General features: G+C 57.9%; 18 protein-coding genes and 1 pseudogene. 9 read left to right on the top strand and 10 right to left on the bottom strand.

Annotated features, from left to right (window positions below):
- Nucleotides 1-37: 37 nt before the first annotated feature.
- Together ABJD00_RS01835 and ABJD00_RS01830 are read left to right on the top strand one after the other, a co-directional pair.
- Nucleotides 38-1690, top strand: coding sequence for a peptidoglycan-binding domain-containing protein (locus ABJD00_RS01835; protein ID WP_413835941.1), 1653 nt, complete (start codon nt 38-40; stop codon nt 1688-1690).
- Between the two features lie 156 nt (nt 1691-1846).
- A pseudogene (locus ABJD00_RS01830) lies at nt 1847-3073 on the top strand (alpha/beta fold hydrolase).
- On the opposite strand, the gene ABJD00_RS01825 reads toward ABJD00_RS01830, so the two are convergent.
- The 6 genes from ABJD00_RS01825 to ABJD00_RS01800 all read right to left on the bottom strand — a co-directional run bounded on the left by ABJD00_RS01825 (nt 3070) and on the right by ABJD00_RS01800 (nt 6886).
- Entirely contained in the window at nt 3070-3384 is a 315-nt protein-coding gene (locus ABJD00_RS01825; RefSeq protein ID WP_413835943.1) for a hypothetical protein, read from the bottom strand. The pseudogene ABJD00_RS01830 and the gene ABJD00_RS01825 overlap by 4 nt on opposite strands.
- Nucleotides 3385-3395: 11 nt before the next feature.
- On the bottom strand, nt 3396-3959 hold the full coding sequence (locus ABJD00_RS01820; protein ID WP_413835945.1) for a hypothetical protein: 564 nt from the start codon (nt 3957-3959) through the stop codon (nt 3396-3398).
- 118 nt (nt 3960-4077) lie between these two features.
- Nucleotides 4078-4677, bottom strand: coding sequence for a biotin transporter BioY (locus ABJD00_RS01815; protein ID WP_413835947.1), 600 nt, complete (start codon nt 4675-4677; stop codon nt 4078-4080).
- 81 nt (nt 4678-4758) lie between these two features.
- Complete coding sequence (locus ABJD00_RS01810) at nt 4759-5172, bottom strand: DUF6314 family protein (RefSeq protein WP_413835949.1); 414 nt, start codon at nt 5170-5172, stop codon at nt 4759-4761.
- Nucleotides 5162-5530 (bottom strand): hypothetical protein, encoded by a 369-nt coding sequence (locus tag ABJD00_RS01805; protein WP_413835952.1) that lies wholly within the window; start codon nt 5528-5530, stop codon nt 5162-5164. Before ABJD00_RS01805 ends, ABJD00_RS01810 begins: the two co-directional genes overlap by 11 nt.
- A 108-nt stretch (nt 5531-5638) precedes the next feature.
- Nucleotides 5639-6886, bottom strand: a complete 1248-nt coding sequence (locus ABJD00_RS01800; protein WP_413835955.1) for a hypothetical protein — start codon at nt 6884-6886, stop codon at nt 5639-5641.
- A gap of 167 nt (nt 6887-7053) precedes the next feature.
- Between ABJD00_RS01800 and purB the strand changes: the two genes are divergently transcribed.
- The 6 genes from purB (at nt 7054) to ABJD00_RS01770 (ending at nt 12664) form a co-directional block, all read left to right on the top strand.
- Entirely contained in the window at nt 7054-8358 is a 1305-nt protein-coding gene (purB, locus tag ABJD00_RS01795) for an adenylosuccinate lyase (protein ID WP_413835957.1), read from the top strand.
- Between the two features lie 152 nt (nt 8359-8510).
- Nucleotides 8511-8675: a hypothetical protein gene (locus ABJD00_RS01790; protein ID WP_413835959.1), complete on the top strand. Its 165-nt coding sequence runs from the start codon at nt 8511-8513 to the stop codon at nt 8673-8675.
- Between the two features lie 103 nt (nt 8676-8778).
- Nucleotides 8779-9384 carry a tetratricopeptide repeat protein gene (locus ABJD00_RS01785; RefSeq protein ID WP_413835961.1) on the top strand — a complete coding sequence of 202 codons (606 nt, stop codon included), beginning with the start codon at nt 8779-8781 and terminating at the stop codon, nt 9382-9384.
- 75 nt (nt 9385-9459) lie between these two features.
- Nucleotides 9460-10530: a flagellar motor switch protein FliG gene (locus ABJD00_RS01780; RefSeq protein WP_413835964.1), complete on the top strand. Its 1071-nt coding sequence runs from the start codon at nt 9460-9462 to the stop codon at nt 10528-10530.
- Between the two features lie 349 nt (nt 10531-10879).
- Entirely contained in the window at nt 10880-11743 is an 864-nt protein-coding gene (locus tag ABJD00_RS01775; RefSeq protein ID WP_413835966.1) for a DMT family transporter, read from the top strand.
- A 27-nt stretch (nt 11744-11770) separates the two neighbouring features.
- Nucleotides 11771-12664, top strand: a complete 894-nt coding sequence (locus ABJD00_RS01770) for a lysophospholipid acyltransferase family protein (RefSeq protein ID WP_413835969.1) — start codon at nt 11771-11773, stop codon at nt 12662-12664.
- A gap of 39 nt (nt 12665-12703) precedes the next feature.
- Here the strand turns inward: ABJD00_RS01770 and ABJD00_RS01765 are convergent, their stop codons facing one another.
- Nucleotides 12704-13396, bottom strand: coding sequence for a DUF1223 domain-containing protein (locus ABJD00_RS01765; protein ID WP_413835971.1), 693 nt, complete (start codon nt 13394-13396; stop codon nt 12704-12706).
- A gap of 249 nt (nt 13397-13645) precedes the next feature.
- Here ABJD00_RS01765 and acnA point away from each other — a divergent pair, with 249 nt between their 5' ends.
- Complete coding sequence (gene acnA / locus ABJD00_RS01760) at nt 13646-16333, top strand: aconitate hydratase AcnA (protein ID WP_413835973.1); 2688 nt, start codon at nt 13646-13648, stop codon at nt 16331-16333.
- A gap of 422 nt (nt 16334-16755) precedes the next feature.
- Here acnA and ABJD00_RS01755 read toward each other — a convergent pair whose 3' ends face one another.
- Genes ABJD00_RS01755 through ABJD00_RS01745 form a run of 3 tightly spaced genes read right to left on the bottom strand, consistent with a single transcriptional unit; the run spans nt 16756 to nt 18189 of the window.
- Nucleotides 16756-17298 carry a DsbE family thiol:disulfide interchange protein gene (locus tag ABJD00_RS01755; protein WP_413835975.1) on the bottom strand — a complete coding sequence of 181 codons (543 nt, stop codon included), beginning with the start codon at nt 17296-17298 and terminating at the stop codon, nt 16756-16758.
- Complete coding sequence (ccmD, locus tag ABJD00_RS01750; RefSeq protein WP_413835978.1) at nt 17291-17449, bottom strand: heme exporter protein CcmD; 159 nt, start codon at nt 17447-17449, stop codon at nt 17291-17293. The genes ABJD00_RS01755 and ccmD overlap by 8 nt, the downstream gene beginning before the upstream one ends.
- On the bottom strand, nt 17446-18189 hold the full coding sequence (locus ABJD00_RS01745; RefSeq protein ID WP_413835981.1) for a heme ABC transporter permease: 744 nt from the start codon (nt 18187-18189) through the stop codon (nt 17446-17448). Before ABJD00_RS01745 ends, ccmD begins: the two co-directional genes overlap by 4 nt.
- Nucleotides 18190-18191: the final 2 nt, after the last annotated feature.

The raw sequence follows: 18191 nt of genomic DNA, 5'->3' as shown, positions 1-18191 counted from the left end.
TGCGGCAGCTGTTTGAACATGACTTAGGAGTTTAAATTTGAGCCTCGCAATTGCAGCCCCCGTCGGAGACAAGAACCGTATTACCAAAGCTGACAAGAAGGGCGAAAAGTTCAAACCCGTCGCCAACAAAGCCGACGACGTCAAAATGGTGCAGCTTTTCCTGATAGCAAATGGTTTCAGCGTGCCTCTCGACGGCAAGGTGAACGCCGGGATGATCAAGGCGATCCGTGCTTTTCAAAAATCCGCATGCGGCTTCAAGAAGCCCGATGGTATTGTCGATCCCGGTGGTCGGACTTGGAAGGCAGGCTTTGCCAAACTCAAAGCGAAGCATGACGCGAACATGAAAGAACTCGCCAACCGGGTCGAGATCAAAGAAGGCGGTAAGGTCAAATACGTCACGATTAAAGAATTCGAGAAGCAGCAGGCCAAGATGCTCAGGAAATTCTCCGATCGCGCAGATGGTTTGATCAGTCAGGCCGATGTTTGGGAAGATTTCTGCAAAGATGCAGAAAAGACCATGCTCGGCGCCGACGGCTTCATGATGCAGATGACGGAGTTCACGGTCCGTTGGGCTAACAACAAGGCAGAGCCCCCTTGGGGCGCGATCCACGCGGCATGGATCGAGGCCAAGTCGCTCAAGTCTTTGACCACAAGTTCCAAACCCAACTGGGAAAAGATCAGCGCGCAGGAAACAAAGGCTGTCAAAGCGCATAACAAGGGCGTGAAAGCGTTCAAGACCTATATCAACGCGCGCATTGGTACAGCCAGCGTCTTTGCAGGCAGCCTTGAAATCGTGAGCGACACCGCTTTTGCTGTGGTCGAAGTCTATGCCACCGCGCAAATCGTCATCCAATCCAAGGGCAAGATCAAACCCTACGAGGCCCAGATCCTCGCCTCCGTGGCCGTGCAAGGTGTCAAAACCAGCGCCAATCAAGTGGGCGAAGTCCTCGCGGGTAACAACGTCACGTTTGAAGGTGCCGCCAAAAAAGTAGCCTTGGACATGTTCTTTGCCGGTGCCGCGTCGGCCATCACAGGCAAACTAGGGCCGGCCATGGCCAAAAAATTCGCAGGCGATTTTTCTGTGCAGATGTTTTCCAAACTGGGTACCAACAAGATCCCCAAAGAAGCCATCGACAAACTGATCACCAAGTTCCTGAAATCCGGGGCGGGTCAGGCGTACATGGAAAACATGGCCAAAGAGACGTTCATGTTGCTCAAAACGGGCATAGAAAAGGGCAAAGTCACTGGCAAAGATTTTCAGGACGCATTCTTTAAGGCTGCAACCGCCGGGTTGTTAAATGGGACTTTTGGCAAGGCAATTTCCAAGTTCAATGCGGATCGCCCCAACCGAACCGCCCAGGTCGTAGGTAAACTAGTTCACTCCAAATACCTCAAGGGTTCACCAGACATGCTGCGAAAACTCTATCCGGACGAGGCAAACCTGACCATGGTTCTGGTCAAGCATGGGCCTGATATTGCTAAAAACATTTCGGAAAAGGTCTCCGGCAAGATCACCGAAACAGCTATTTTGGCGGCAGTCGACAAGGCTAGCGGCACGGAAAACGAAAAACAGCTTGGGAACCTTTACGACGCCGAATTGCGCAAGTCCAAGGCGCTGCACGACGAGTTGGACAAGCTGATGAAATCCGAAGTGGGCAAATACTACAAAAAGCTTGAAAAGGCGAACTGATCCGAAAGTCGCCCTGACCATTTAACAGAGAGCGTCTTGAAACCGCTGGTGGTGTTCTGAAGCATGTCCTACACAACACCGTCACCCATATTACACCCCCCTTCACAGTTGGCCCTGCATCCCCCACCTTCAGGGCGAGCACGAAGGATCACGCCCATGCCAGTCGAACGCATTTCATTCCCCGGCCATGCAGGTACGCTGGATGCGCGCCTTGATCTGCCTGACGGCCCGCATCTGGCCACAGCCGTTTTTGCCCACTGCTTTACCTGCGGCAAGGATATCCCCGCTGCCCGCCGGATCGCAGCCCGCCTGACCACGCTGGGCATTGCGGTTTTGCGTTTTGACTTCACAGGCCTCGGCCACAGTGACGGTGAGTTTGCGAACACCTCATTCACCTCAAACGTATAAGACCTCGAGCGCGCGGTGGCTTACCTGGAAGAACGCAACATGCCGCCCACCCTGATGATCGGCCATTCGTTAGGCGGTGCCGCTGTTTTGAAGGCGACAGCCAACCTGCCCCAGATTAAGGCCGTAGCCACCCTTGGCGCCCCCTTTGATCCGGGCCATGTAACCCACAACTTTGCCGATGCCCTGCCAGAGATTGCCGCCAAAGGCGAAGCTGAGGTGTCTCTTGGCGGGCGTCCGTTTCGCATCGGTCAGACCTTCGTTGAGGATGTGGCAAGCGAGGCGCTGGCCTCATCGATCGCGAGACTGCACGCAGCCCTGATGGTGCTCCATGCCCCCGGCGACGCCATCGTGGGGATCGAGAATGCCAGCCAGATATTTCTAGCCGCCAAACATCCCAAAAGCTTTGTCACGCTCGACGACGCCGACCACCTGATTACTCGCGCCGAACATGCGGAATACGCCGCAGACATCATTGCGACATGGGCCAAAAAGTATCTGGCGTTGAAACCACCAGCCCCGCCCATTGGCGCGCCCGAAGGCATCGTTCGCAGCTCCGAAGCGGACCCGAACGGGTTCCTTCAGGACATTACCCACGGTACGCGTCACCACGTTCTTGCAGACGAACCGCGCGCCTATGGCGGCACAAATCAGGGCCTGTCGCCGTACGGGCTGCTGAGCGCCGGGCTTGCCGGCTGTACCTCAATGACCATCCGCATGTATGCCCGGCGCAAAGGCTGGCCGCTGGAGCATGTGTCGGTGGACGTGAGCCACGACAAGGTGCATGCACAGGATGCAGACACCGCAAGCGGCGACAAAATCGACACGTGGAAGCGGGTGATTTCGCTGCGCGGTGCGCTGGACGCGGATCAGCGTACGCGCCTTCTCGAAATCGCCGACAAATGCCCTGTGCATCGGACGCTGGAAAAAAGCTCGACCGTGATCACCGAGCTGGCTGAGGCGCAGGCCGCGACTTAGCGGCGACCGCGCCCCCCACCTCCTGCCGGACGGTGTGCCGGCGGGCGGGCCGCAGGCGGACGGGAGAAACCAGGGTCAATTCCACCACCGGGCGGACGCACGGGTCTGTCCGGGCGATCCGGTCTATCAGGTCGGTCTGGCGGTGGGCGATAACCGGGGCGATAGCTGCCATAGTAGTAGTCGTTCCACAGCATCGAGTCGTAATAGACCGCGCCAGATGTCGAAACACCGGTGCCGTCACAGCCCGCAAGAGCCAGCGAACCGGCAAAAGCCAGTGTCATCAGCTTGGAGAAACTTTTTTTGCACGTCATGTTCGTCACCTTCATCGGATTGACCTGATCGATGCCAACATGCGGTTGATGTCCGCGATGGGTTCCTGATCTACGCCCGCTTCCAGAACAACGACGGCGATGACCATCCGGTTGCTTGGCAGGTCGATGGCAAGTGCGGTGAACGCGACGTTTTTGCCGTCGCGGCGCCCCGTGCCTGCGATGCTGCGTGCCGGAAGGCCGCCGATCTGGCGAGATTTGGGTTCTTCGGCCTCAGCCTCTTGGACCAGAAAGGGTCCAATGTCTTGCAGGTATTCACGTGCTTCGTCAAAGTTGGAAACACCATGGGGCGAAATCACCCCGACCCAGACGCCCGGATGCGCATCTGCCGTCATGCCAAAAACCCGTGAGACATCGCGGATGTCATCGGCGTCTGGCCCCTCCAGATCGCGCAAGCCACCTGTGCGCAGGGTCCAGAAGTCAGGCACTTCTAGTTTGAACAGCGCCCGACCATCGTCTTCATAAACAACCGGGGTCCCGGCTTGGGCCGCTCCGATTGCAAGCTGCGCGGCCAGACAAATCGCAAGCCCTCCGCGATAGAAAGCGTTTCTCTTCAAAGCGATCACTCCCATACAACTCACTTCAGCTATTCAGGACCAAAGCACACGAACTGTCCAGCCACAAAAAAAGGGCCAGTGCACCGCACCGGCCCTTTTCGTTTTGAAATCAATAATGTCAGCGACGTGCGTCGCCTACCATCTTCCAGACCGTTGGCAGAACCACTGCCGCCAGCGCCAGTTTGAGCGCATCTCCGATCAGGAATGGAGTGAGCCCCCACTGGAGGATCGGCTTGTCCCAGCCATAAAGCTGACCCAGCCACAGAAGACCCGGCACATAAATCAGCACGGTACCGATCAGCATCGCCAGAGCCATCCAGCCCACTGAACGATCCCAACCGCGTTGCGCCAGCGCGCCCAGCGCAAGCGTCGCCAGCACATAGCCCACCAGATAGCCGCCAGTGCCGCCCATCATGTATGTCAGCCCCGACGCTTCCGCCGAAGAGCTTGCAAAGATGTCAAAGCCCAGCGCGCCGATGATCATGTAGGCAAAGATTGTCACCAGCCCCAGACGCGCGCCATAGGCCGCCCCGATGGTCAGCACTGCAAAGGTGCCCATTGTGATCGGCACGGGCCACATTGGCACTTTGATCTTGGCCGCCACAGCCAGAACAAGCACCCCGACCAGCACCAATGCCACCTGTTTGATGCGCAGGCCAAGGCCCTCATCAGCACCAAAAACGTCGCTCAGCACTTTGTTATTCCACGTTTGCTCCATGAACTCTCGCCTTGTCATATGAATTTGCTGACGGTGTTGTGCCAAGACGGTCACTTTTCTGCAAGCGCAAAGGACATGCGCTCAGGGCGCATTGGCGCGTCGATACCTGCTGATCATCACATAATCCTTGCGTGGTCCCGTCACGTCATAGCGCACTGTGAATGCGGGCCAATCGCTGAAATCGTATGAAACAAGATAGGTGTCGGGATCACAGAAATGCGTGTCCTGGCCTCCGGACGCGGGCACGGTATGAAATGGCCGGCCGTCCTCAAATTGAACCGACAGGTCCTCGCTCCAGATGTATTTCCGTTCGGCGGTCATCGGGGCTGCGCCCTGAAGCTGCAGTACGCCCGTTTCGGTGTAGATCGCCCCACCCGCCTCGGCCTGCCATGTTCCATAGCCGCTGAATGCGGCAGGCGGTCCGTCTGCCGGTGTGATCTGGCGCACGATCTCCCACCGTCCCAGAAAGTCCGCCAGTACCCGTTCAGTCGGCATATTGGGCCACCGCAATATCGTCCCGTTCTCCGACAAAGCGCACAGACTCGCCATCCCGTTCCAGTGCGTAGCAGGTCCAAAGGTCATTAGGGGGCCATTGGCTGCAATACTGATCGTTTTCGACCCGCCAGTATCCCCAGCTTTCGCGTCCCTTGAAGGTGTAAAGCGTCGCGCCCGAAGCGCGGAAGTCTTGAATGGTATCCACGCGCTGTGTCGGGTCGTCTTTGTCGAGGTACACCAGCGTGCGCCCGGTCAGGGCCGTGCGGATTTCGGCGCCCATCAAGCGGGTCCAGTCCGGATCAGCCAGTCCAAGCGTGGGCAAGGTGGCTGTCACGGCGCACAAGACAATGCGGATCATCAAAACCACTCCGGGGCATCAAACTCGGTTAGCATTGGCACAGAACGCAACGGCGCGCGCAAACAGAAAGTTGCGCGCGCCGTCGGTCTTGCCCTTGGAGGGGGTGGCTCAGCTTTCTTCGATAATATCTGTTTCCCCTGTGTCGACCTGCGCCTCATCGATCACTGTTTCGTCGGTCACCGGCTCTTCGGTTGCGGGCTGCTGTGCGATGTAGTCATCGATCAAGCCGTCCTGATCTTCACCAACGCCCATTTTTTCGCTGACCCAATCAAACACCTCTGGCGTAACGTCCTCTTCGGTGGTCGGGCGAGCACCTGTTGCATTCCACCCGTCGACGATTGCCTGTGTCAGAGCCTCGTCCGACGTGGCTATCAATCCCTCATCGACGGCTTCCTGCGCCTCTTCCACGGCCTCGAACGCATCTGACACCTCGTCATAGCCTTCAAGCGCCGCCTCGGCCGAAACCTTGTCCGCGCTCCATTCGTTTACCGCCATGTCATAGGCGTCTTGATCAACGAAGTCGTCGATTACAGGTTCATCCCCGATGGTTTTATCTTCATTCCAAGCGTCGAGAGCCTTTTGATATGCCTCTTGATCGGGAAAGTCTGCGATGGATGGTTGCGGCGCAGTCGCCTGTTTATTCAACAGGTCGGAAAGCGTCTCGAGTTCCATTAGGTTTGCCGGAACGTCATATCCCAGACCGTCCAATAGCGTACCGTACTTCTCCAGAGTTGGCCCAAATGTCTCGAGCGCAGCAGCCAGTGCCTCCTGATCCTCGACAAGCATTGCGCTTGCCTCAACATAGGCGCGGAACCCGACCATCTTTGGATCGTTTGAATTCATCAACCCGTTGATGTTCCGGTTGAGCGAATTCAGGCCCTTAAGTTGCGCCTGTACCGGCTTTTGTTTGGGCGGGCGGATCGACGCGGTCACTGTGGGTCCTGTTGCGGGTCGTGACTTGGCTTTTGCAGGCTTACTGGCCGTCCTGCTCGTCTTACCGCTGCTTCTGTTTTGTTTGTTTGATTTTGGTTTCAGCCCCAGCATTTCACCAAGGCTCTTGCGATTGCCGCGTGTGGCCGAATTGCCCTGTCCGCCTCCGTTGCCCTTGCTGGCGCTTTTGGACTCGTTTTTGGATCCTTTGTCGCTGCTTTTGCCTTTTCCGCCTCCATCGCTCTTGCCGCCGCTATTGCCGCCACCGTTGCCGCCGCCATTACCCCCGCCGTTGCCGCCGCCATTGCCGCCACCATTACCGTTCTTGGCGTAGGCCGACGCATTATCCGTCAAACCGATGGAATCGGTCAGAACGGGTGCGCCTAACGCCAACGCCGAAACTGCAAAAATTTTGATGAGTTGCATGATGTCCTCTTGGGCAGAATTGTGTTCCTGCCTCAATCTTATGCGCAATATGGGCAGAATTGTGTTCCATTCCCGGACCGGCGGAAAATCGCCCAAGGTGGTCGGCCTTGTATACGTCTCAGGCCCATTCTAAGAGGCGGGCAAAGCTAAAACGAAAGGCATATCCTATGATCCCACGTTATTCCCGTCCCGACATGGTTGCGATCTGGGAGCCTGCCACAAAGTTCAAAATCTGGTACGAGATTGAGGCACACGCTTGCGACGCCATGGCCGATCTGGGAGTGATCCCGCGCGAGAATGCCGACGCCGTCTGGAAAGCAAAGGACGTCGAATTCGATGTGGCCCGCATTGACCAGATCGAGGCCGTCACCAAACATGACGTGATCGCATTCCTCACGCACCTCGCCGAACATGTCGGCAGCGACGAGGCGCGTTTTGTTCACCAGGGCATGACCAGTTCGGATGTGCTGGACACCTGCTTCAATGTCCAGCTGACCCGCGCCGCCGACTTGCTGATCAAGGATATCGAAGGGCTCCTTGCCGCCCTGAAACGCCGCGCGATCGAGCACAAAGACACGGTCCGCATAGGGCGCTCCCACGGCATTCACGCAGAACCCACAACAATGGGCCTGACCTTTGCGCGCTTTTATGCAGAGATGGACCGGAACCTCAGCCGCATGCGCGATGCCCGGGCAGAAGTGGCCACAGGCGCAATCAGCGGCGCGGTGGGCACATTCGCCAATATCGACCCAGCCGTCGAAGAACATGTTTGTGAAAAGCTTGGCCTCGTGCCAGAACCGATCAGCACGCAGGTAATCCCCCGTGACCGGCACGCGGCGTTCTTTGCCACTTTGGGTGTCATCGCCTCGAGTATCGAGAACATCGCCATTGAGATTCGCCACATGCAGCGCACCGAAGTGCTGGAAGGGGCAGAATTTTTCTCCATGGGCCAGAAAGGCTCGTCCGCGATGCCGCACAAGAAAAACCCGGTGCTGACCGAAAACCTGACCGGACTCGCCCGCATGGTGCGCGCCGCCGTGATCCCCGCGATGGAGAATGTGGCCCTGTGGCATGAACGGGACATCTCGCATTCCTCTGTTGAGCGGATGATTGGCCCGGACTCGACGATCACTCTGGATTTTGCCTTGTCCCGCCTGACCGGCGTGATCGACAAGATGTTAATCTTCCCCGACAACATGCTGGAAAACATGAACAAGTTCCCCGGCCTCGTGATGAGCCAACGGGTGCTGCTGGCCCTGACCCAAGCTGGGGTGAGCCGCGAGGACGCCTACACTTACGTCCAGCGCAATGCGCTTAAGGTCTGGGAACATCGCACGGATTTCAAAGAAGAACTTTTGGCCGATGCAGATGTTGTGGCGGCGTTGAGTGCTGAAGAGATCGAAGAAAAGTTCGACCTCGGCTATCACACCAAACATGTCGACACGATCTTTGCTCGGGTGTTTGGGGACTAATAACGACCGGCCTATGGCGTCTTCGCCTGACGAAAACCGCGCGGAAATTGGGCAGTTGGGTGCATCTCGATGCGTCCATGACAATAATTCGTTTTGAACCCAGCCCGATCTGCCCTACCCTTACGTCACCTCAAACCTGAAGGAGACGACTGATGAAGACCAAGACGCTCGCAGTGGCCCTTGCACTCACCCTCGCCCCCGCTTTGGCGCTGGCAGAAGGCTGCAATTACGGCAAGATCGAACAGCAAGCCATGTCCTGCGCTGCTGGTACCACCTATGACGCAGGCACCAAATCCTGCCTGCCGACCACCAGCTAAAACACCTTCGGCAAAAAAACGGTTTCGTGATCGCATAAAACCGGGACGCGCGGGGTTATTCCCTTATCTTACGCTCAAGCGCGTCCAAACCGGAGAGACCATCATGCTACGTACCCTGATCCTGACATCCGTCATTGCCTTGCCCCTTGCCCTGCCAACGGCGTCGTTCGCAGCGGGTGACGATAACGAAAGCAAGCCAAAGAAAACCGAGACTACCCAAAACTGCCTGAAGGCAGAACAGTGGGATCCGGAAATCAAGAAATACGTCCGTTTCTCCAAGCCGGTGAACGGCGTGTGGGATGCAGACATCAAAAAGTGCGTGCGCCCCGACAAAACATCTCATCTCGACAGCGACACCCTTTACAAGGCCGTGCGTGAACTGGCCTATGCAGGCCGCTATGGTGAGGCCATCGACGTTCTTGATCAGATGCCCGACCAGTTGGATGATCGGGTGTTGACTTATCGCGGCTTTACGGCGCGCAAGCTGGGCAATCTGGAACAGGCCAATCTTTATTATGAGCAGGCCCTGACCGTGAACTCCAACAACATTCTCGCCCGCTCTTACATGGGTCAGGGCAAGGTTGCCGAGGGTGACAAGGTTGCCGCCATGACGCAACTGCGTGAAATCCAGGCCCGCGGCGGTGCCGGCACTTGGGCCGAGACGTCTTTGCGCGACGCAATTCAGTCCGGCACGACCTACAACTATTGATCTTGCCCGATCGCGGTTGAGAGTTTTTCAACCATTGCCTGCCAGAAATGTCCGGAAATAGTTTCAAGGCAGGACATGACCGATCTGGTACCCGTGTCCGCCGCCCCTGCCATCGTGCAGCCGGGCGGCGGTTCTTCTTTGCCCCCCATGCGTCTGAGCCAGCGGGCCAAGGCGGCGATCGTCGTGCGTTTGATATTGAACGAGGGCGCGGACATTCCGCTTGAGGAACTGCCGGAAGAATTGCAGGCCCACCTGACCAAGGCGATGGGGTCGATGCGCGTGGTGGATCGGGATACGCTGTCCTCTGTAGTGTCCGAATTTGCCGCCGAAGTTGAACGCATCGGCTTGCGCTTTCCTGGCGGCATGGCCGGGGCGCTGACTGCTCTGGACGGTAAGATCAGCCCGCAGACTGCCGCCCGCCTGCGAAAAGAAGCCGGTGTGCGCGAAGGCGGCAACCCCTGGGCCCGGATTCGCGAAACGGACAACGACCTGCTGGTGCCCGTTCTGAAAGACGAAAGTGTCGAAGTGGCTGCCGTCATGCTGTCCAAGCTTGACGTGAAAAAGGCCGCTGCTCTACTCGGCCAGCTGCCGGGGCCGCGTGCGCGCCAGATTACCTATGCCGTGTCCAAGACCGGCGCCATCAGCCCAGACGCCGTGGAACGGATTGGCCTGTCCCTCGCCGCGCAGTTGGATGCACGCCCAGTAAGCGCCTTTGACGATGGCCCCGTCCAACGTGTCGGCGCGATCCTGAATTCCTCCACTTCCATGACACGCGATGATGTACTGGCCGGCCTTGATGAGACGGATGAGGGGTTTGCGAATGCCGTGCGCAAGGCTATTTTCACCTTTGGAAACATCCCCGAACGCATTGCGCCCCGCGACATCCCCCGCATTCTGCGCGATGTCGATCAGGCTGATCTAATCACTGCCCTTGCTGGCGCTGGATCAATGGGGATGGATGCCAGCGTAGAATACGTCCTTGAAAACATGTCCGCCCGTCTAGCCGATCAGCTGCGCGAAGAAGTGAACGAGGCAGGCACTCCGACCCCCGCCGACACAGACGCCGCAATGGCCATGATCGTAACTGTCATCCGGGATATGGAGAATGCGGGCGACCTGATGCTGCTGAGCGCAGATGAAGAGTGATGCTGTGCGATAGCCAAAAGGGCCTGAGTGATACGCGTATGCCTAAGGGATAGGCGCACCCCTGCGTCGAAGCAGGCCGCTTTGGTGGCCGCGATACGCCTGAGTGTCATTTGCGACCGCGCTCTTCCCTCACTCCGGCTGGCACAAAGCGGCAGAGACTTGGAATGTTTCATGCAAGGGGGCGCGAACCCGTTTTCGAATGATCCTGCGGATCGCAAACTTGTTTGGTCAGTTCACGCCGGATGCGTTGCGTGCGGTAAGGCCCCAAAAAATGTCCCGGTTTTCAAATACTTTGCACAGAACTGCGCACCGCGTTCCCTTCTTTGTAAAAACCCACTAAGCCACCAAGATGACAAACAAGACGCCTCCGCCGAAACGCGCCATTCTGCTGGCGGTGGCGGCCATTTTTTGTTTCGGAATTATGGACGTCGCAGTCAAAGCCGTCAGCCCGATGACCGGGACCCTTCCCGCCCTTTGGGCCCGCTATGCCGGGCAAATGCTCATCGTTCTGGTGCTGGTTGCACCGCGCTTGCGCCAGGTGGCCCACAGTGCCTATCCAAAACTGCAAATCACCCGGTCCCTCTTGCTTATGATGGCCACATTTTTCTTCTTCTTGGCTTTGGGTCAAATTGGCCTTGCAGAAGCAACTGCGGTGATGGCGATGAACCCGCTGCTTATCACCTTGGGCGCAGCGCTTTTTCTGGGAGAAGCGCTTGGGCCGCGGCGGATCGGTGCGATTGCGGTTGCGCTTGTCGGCGCACTTATCGTGATCCGGCCCGGGACGGACGTGTTCCAACCTGCCGGATTGCTGCCGCTGGTCGCCGCGTTTTGCTTTGCAAGCTACACCCTGATCACCCGCCGCCTTGGTCCCGACGAAGACGTATGGACATCGCTGTTCTACACAGGGTTGGTTGGTGCCGTGATTCTGACCCTGATCCTACCCTTTCACATGCCCACCTTTAACCTGACCAGCATCTCTTTGCTGTGCCTGATCGGCGCTGTCGGCACCGCAGGACAGTTGATGCTGATCCGCGCGCTGAGCATGGCCGAAGCAGGACTGCTTGCGCCTTTCAACTACACTGGTCTGATCTTTGCTGTGATCTGGGGGCTTGTCCTGTTTGGCGAGGTCCCCGATGCCTTCACCATGCTGGGCGCGCTTGTGATCGCAGGGGCAGGGATTTATGTCTGGCATAGAGAAACACGTGTTGCCTGAGCGACAAACTAAAAAGCAAAGAAGTCCATGGCCCAAGACCCTGCCAACATAGCGCCCAAGAAGCGCGTAGAGTATTATGCGGTCAACTTGCTTGCGCGGGCCTTTATCGGAACGGCCTTCGCGATGCCGTATCGTTGGCGCGTGCCGTTCATGGGCAAGGTTCTGTCTCGTTTCATAGCGCCCGTGTCCGGGTATATGCGCCGTGCACAAAAGAACCTCGAACTCATCCTGCCCCACCTGCCCCATGCCGAACACCGACGCATCGCGCATGCCAGCCTCGACAATGCAGGCCGGACTTTGATCGAAAACTATTCGACAAAACAACTCCTTGCCCGCCAGAACGGGGCCGAGATCAAAGGCGAAGGGTTTGACCATCTGCAACAGGCGGTGGCACGCGGTCAGCCTGTCGTTCTGGTCACCGGGCATTTTGGAAACTACGAAGCCGTACGGGCGACGCTGGTGTCGCGTGGGTTTGATGTGGGCGGGCTTTATCGCGATATGGCGAACCCTTATTTCAACGCCCACTACGTGCGCACCATGCAGGCCTTTGGTGGCCCTGTGTTTCCGAAGGGGCGCAAGGGAACGGCCGGTTTCGTGCGCCACCTCAAGGCTGGCGGGCAGCTGGTGTTGCTCTTTGACCAACACGTGCACGGCGCGCCAGTTTTGGATTTCATGGGCAAACCGGCACACACTGCGGTCTCCGCCGCCGAACTGGCTCTGCGCTATAATGCCTTGCTGATTCCGTTCTATGGACTGCGGGGCGCGGACGGGCTGTCATTTGAATGTGTGATGGAGGCTCCGATCGAACATTCGGATCCGATCACGATGACCCAAGCCATGAATGACAGCATCAGCGCGCGCATCCGTGCGAACCCTGAACAATGGTTGTGGGTGGCCCGGCGCTGGCGCGGCACTGTCTGATCTGCGGCCAGAGAAAGCCCGCCGTAAACCGAACCGTGCCTATTGTATCTGTGCGGCCGCCAGAATGGGGCCATGGCGGCCCACCTGTACAATGACAACGACGGGCGCGTCGCCACTGGCTTGCGCCTCAAGGTCCAGATCAGTCACCCCGTCCCACTCACGCAGGATTTTCCAGTCTTCGGTGACGTTGGCATAGGTCAGCGTGTGGCCCGCGTTTTCGCCCCGCGTGATGCGGGCCACACGCTCGGGTTCGATGCGCAACATATGGACCAGCATACCAGTGTTGCGGGCCGCTGTTGTGGCCCTAATCCGTACCACGTCACCGTCCCGCATCGCGTTGAGCGTCACAGGAGAGGTCAGAGCGCTGTGATCCGCAATCGCCTTGGACAGTTCCATCGGCCGCGCGCCTACAATATCGGTGGTCCCGTTGATGATCATTTGCGGCGTGTAAACAGACCGCCTTCCCGCCTCCATCGCATAGCCACGCTGGCGATCGGCATTGGCCGGGTGCGCAAACTCGTCCTTCCAGCCTATGTAATCCCAATAATCCACGTGCAGGGCCAACGCGATCACGTCGTCCCGCTTGGCCAATTCATGCATCAGCTTGTCCGCAGGCGGGCAGGATGAACACCCTTGCGAGGTGAACAGTTCCACAACCACCGGGGATTGGGCCGAAACCGGCGCGCTGAGCGCGGCAAAGGCAGCCATGACCAGAGGAATCAGATGTTTCATATGCGCAGCTCGATCGTGTTTTGATGTGTTTGTGTGGCGATACGGGACAGACATACGCCGCATAGTTCAGTTTCGCCAATCAAGGTTTGTTGAGGTTGTGTGACAGTGACATTCATGTTTTGACCTAAAATTGTACACCATGGTATACAAAATCGTCACAGGGGTCTGAATTTCTGTTGAACCACGCTGGTCCTTGGGGCATGACACCCTCGAAACAGCCCCCCGCCGCCGCAAGGAAAGGATTTCCCAATGCCCATTACAGTTGGCCACGACAGTGCAAAGACACGCAAGACGCTTAGCGTCGGAACCCAGTCCATCGACTACTACTCCATTCCCGCCGCGACCGAGGCCGGTCTTGGTGATTTTTCGAAGTTGCCCGCCGCACTGAAAGTGGTGCTGGAAAACATGCTGCGCTTTGAAGATGGCAAGACAGTCAGTGTCGATGACATCAAAGCATTTGCCGAATGGGGCACCAATGGTGGCCAGAACCCGCGCGAGATCGCCTACCGCCCTGCCCGCGTGCTGCTACAGGATTTCACCGGTGTTCCTGCTGTTGTGGACCTTGCGGCCATGCGCGACGCTATCGTCTCTCTTGGCGGCGACGCCGAGCAGATCAACCCACTGAACCCCGTCGATCTGGTCATCGACCACTCGGTCATGATTGATGAATTCGGCAACCCTCGCGCCTTCCAGATGAACGTGGATCGCGAATACGAGCGGAACATGGAGCGTTATACATTCCTCAAATGGGGCCAGTCCGCCTTTAACAACTTCCGCGTTGTGCCCCCCGGAACCGGCATCTGCCACCAGGTGAACCTTGAGTATCTGTCGCAAACCGTCTGGACGGACACCGACCAGAATGGCGCCGAAGTCGCCTATCCCGACACGCTCGTCGGTACCGACAGCCACACAACTATGGTCAACGGCGCCGCCGTCCTGGGCTGGGGCGTTGGCGGGATCGAAGCCGAAGCCGCGATGCTGGGTCAACCGATCTCCATGCTGATCCCCGAAGTCATCGGGTTCGAGCTGACAGGCTCGATGATGGAAGGCACCACGGGTACGGACCTCGTGCTGAAGGTCGTTGAGATGTTGCGTGAAAAGGGCGTTGTTTCCAAATTCGTCGAATTCTACGGCGAAGGCCTGAACCGCCTGCCGCTGGCCGACCGCGCCACCATCGCCAACATGGCCCCCGAATATGGCGCCACCTGCGGCTTCTTCCCCATCGACAACGAAACCCTACGCTACCTGCGCAACACAGGCCGGGACGAGGACCGCATCGCGCTGGTCGAAGCCTATGCCAAGGAAAACGGGTTCTGGCGCGGTGACGATTACGCCCCGATCTACACTGACACCCTGCATCTGGACATGGGCACCATCGTACCTGCGATCTCGGGCCCCAAACGCCCGCAGGATTTCGTGGCGCTCACGGATGCCAAGGCGGCGTTCAAGCGCGAGATGGAAGAGACGTTCAAGCGTCCCATGGGCAAGGAAATCGCCGTCGAGGGCGAAGACTACACCATGGAAAGCGGCAAGGTTGTGATCGCCTCGATCACGTCGTGCACCAACACATCCAACCCTTACGTGATGATCGGTGCGGGCCTCGTGGCGCGCAAAGCCGCCGCACTGGGGCTGGACCGCAAGCCTTGGGTCAAAACATCGCTCGCTCCGGGCTCTCAGGTTGTCTCTGCCTATCTTGAGGCGGCTGAGTTGCAGGACGATCTGGACAAGATCGGCTTCAACCTCGTCGGCTACGGCTGCACCACCTGCATCGGCAACTCCGGCCCGCTGCAACCCGAAATCTCGAAATCCATTGCGGACGGTGATCTGGTCGCAACGGCCGTTCTGTCGGGCAACCGCAACTTTGAAGGGCGGATCAGCCCGGACGTGCGCGCCAACTACCTCGCCTCGCCCCCCCTCGTGGTGGCCTATGCGCTGGCGGGCACGCTCGATATCGATCTGTCCAAAGATGCGATTGGTCAGGACAAGGACGGCAATGACGTCTTCCTGAAAGACATCTGGCCAACGTCGCAAGAGGTTGCCGAACTGGTTGAGGCCACCGTGACGCGCGAAGCGTTCCAGACAAAGTACGCGGACGTCTTCAAAGGTGATGAAAAGTGGCAAGGCGTCGAAACGACGGACGCGCTGACCTACGACTGGCCACCAACTTCGACCTACGTGCAAAACCCACCCTACTTTCAGGGCATGGGCGCCGAGCCGGGTACTATTTCCAACATCGACGGTGCCAAAGTACTGGCTATCCTCGGGGACATGATCACAACCGACCACATCTCTCCAGCCGGATCGTTCAAAGAAAGCACGCCCGCTGGCCAATACCTGATGGATCGTCAGGTCGCCCCGCGTGAATTCAACTCCTACGGCTCTCGTCGCGGCAACCACGAGATCATGATGCGCGGCACTTTCGCCAACATCCGCATCAAGAACGAGATGCTCGATGGGGTCGAAGGTGGCTACACCAAGGGCCCTGATGGCGCTCAGACGTCGATCTATGACGCAGCTATGGCCCACCAAGACGCAGGCACACCGCTGGTCATCTTTGGTGGTGAGCAATATGGCGCGGGATCGTCCCGTGACTGGGCGGCCAAAGGCACGGCCCTGCTGGGCGTCAAAGCGGTCATCGCCGAGTCTTTCGAGCGCATCCACCGCTCGAACCTCGTGGGCATGGGCGTGATCCCATTTGAGTTCACAGGTGGCGACAGCCGCAAGTCACTGGGTCTGACGGGGGAAGAGACGGTTTCGATCTCAGGCCTCGATACGATCCAGCCGCTGCAGGTCGTGCCCTGCACGATCACGATGTCCGATGGCACGGTCAAAGAGATCCAGCTGAAATGCCGGATCGATACCGCGATCGAGATCGAATACATCGAACATGGCGGCGTGCTGCACTACGTGCTGCGCAACCTCGCTCAGGCGGCCTAGCCTTAACACCATCGAGCAACAGCACATTAAACTGAAAAACCCGCTTCCGGCGGGTTTTTTGTTCGACCTGCAGCTTAGACATGCCCGATTCGCGCGTCATTTTTCGGCAACAATCCAATCGATGCATAAGGTTTAGCCCTAACATCTCGGCCAACCCACACGCTTGAGGGGAATTATTTCAAAACCTCGCATTATGTGAAACCAAATCCAGCCAAATTTGGACAGGCGAAAATCCGCGCGCTATACTAAGGTATAGAAAACGAAGCTTGACAAATTTTTAAGTGAGACCGCTCGAGACTCTTGTCTAATTGCGACGACTAATTGGTGATTCTGGGTCGATGGCGCTCATACTCAATTTAAACAAAGCATAGCTTAAAGACTTTTCAGCACGTATCGCGCTCGTACACTTCGGTGTGCGGGCGCTATTTTTTTGCGCCCGCCTCTTCGAATGCTGTTACAAACCGGTTTTCGTAATCCGACCCCACAAGCGGGCCAATAAAGCGGTACAGTACCGTGCCATCCCGCCCCAGAATAAATGTCTCTGGCGGTGCGGTGACCCCCCAGTCAATGGCAGAACGACCTGCAGGATCAAAGGCCACGCCAACATACGGGTTCCCATCATCATCAAGGTAACCGCGCGCCGCGTTTTCCGTGTCGCGGAAATTCACACCAACGATCGGAATTCCCGCGGCAGCCATCTCCAGCAGCTTGGGGTGTTCCGCCCGGCACGGTGGGCACCACGAGGCCCAGAAGTTGACCAGGGTCACCTCGCCGCTCGCCAGCATCTCGCGGGTCACGCCCGGAAAATCGCCAAGCGTTTCTTCAGTCAATTCGGGCGCGGGTTGGCCCAACCGGGTTGATGGCAATTCACGCGGGTTGTCACGAAACATCCCCACAGCCGCAAGCGCCACGAACCCGGCAAAGATACCGATGGGTGCCAACATCAAAGGCGACAGCTTAGCCATTGTTTTTGGTCCGGTTTTCTACGTCACGCATAGCTGCACGGACGCGACGTCCGCGCCACAGGCTAAAGCCGACAATCGCGACCAGCAATACGATAGATACCGCATAGGCTGACAGGACGGCGTCCGCGTATTTGCCCAGATCAGGCATCATGCCCCCTGCTCCAATTTGCGCCCTTCGCGGGCGATCAGCGCCCGTGTCCGACGCACCCGAATTTCGGTGCCCGTCCGATACAAGACCAGCGCGAGGAACAGCAGAACAAAGCCTGCGATACACACCAGCAGCGGTTGATAGAACACGTCCGCCACGTTCTCTTCTTTGTCGAGACTCAACGAGGCTCCCTGGTGAAGCCCCTGGTTCCAAAAGTTGACCGCATAACGCGACAGCACAGCAAACACAGTCCCCACGAGACACAGGATCGAAGTCAGGTCAGCGCCCGTGTCCGGATCTTCAATTGCCTCCCACAAGGCGATGTAGCCAAGATAGAACAGGAACAGGATCAGGAACGAAGTCAGGCGCGGATCCCATGCCCACCACGTCCCCCACATCGGTTGGGCCCAGATCGCACCGGTAAACAGTGCGATCAGCGTCATCACCACCCCTACGGGGGCCGCTGCGCGCGCAGCCAGCGCAGACACATGGTGCCGCCGCACAATCCAGATCAGTGAAGCGACAAGCATCATGAACCACGCGTTGATCGCCATCAAAGCCGAGGGCACATGCAGGTAGATGATCTTGACGGTGGACCCTTGACGGAAGTCATCCGGGGTAAAGAAAAAGCCCCAGATCAAACCGACGGCAAGGCAAATACCGGACGACACCCAGAGCCACGGCATGACCCGTTCGCTTAAGGCCAAGAACTTGACCGGATTAGCATATTCCCAAAGTGACATAT

The sequence above is a fragment of the Tateyamaria sp. genome (assembly GCF_039945315.1).
GTDB lineage: Bacteria > Pseudomonadota > Alphaproteobacteria > Rhodobacterales > Rhodobacteraceae > Tateyamaria.
This window is presented reverse-complemented; position numbering and strand designations above follow the sequence as displayed.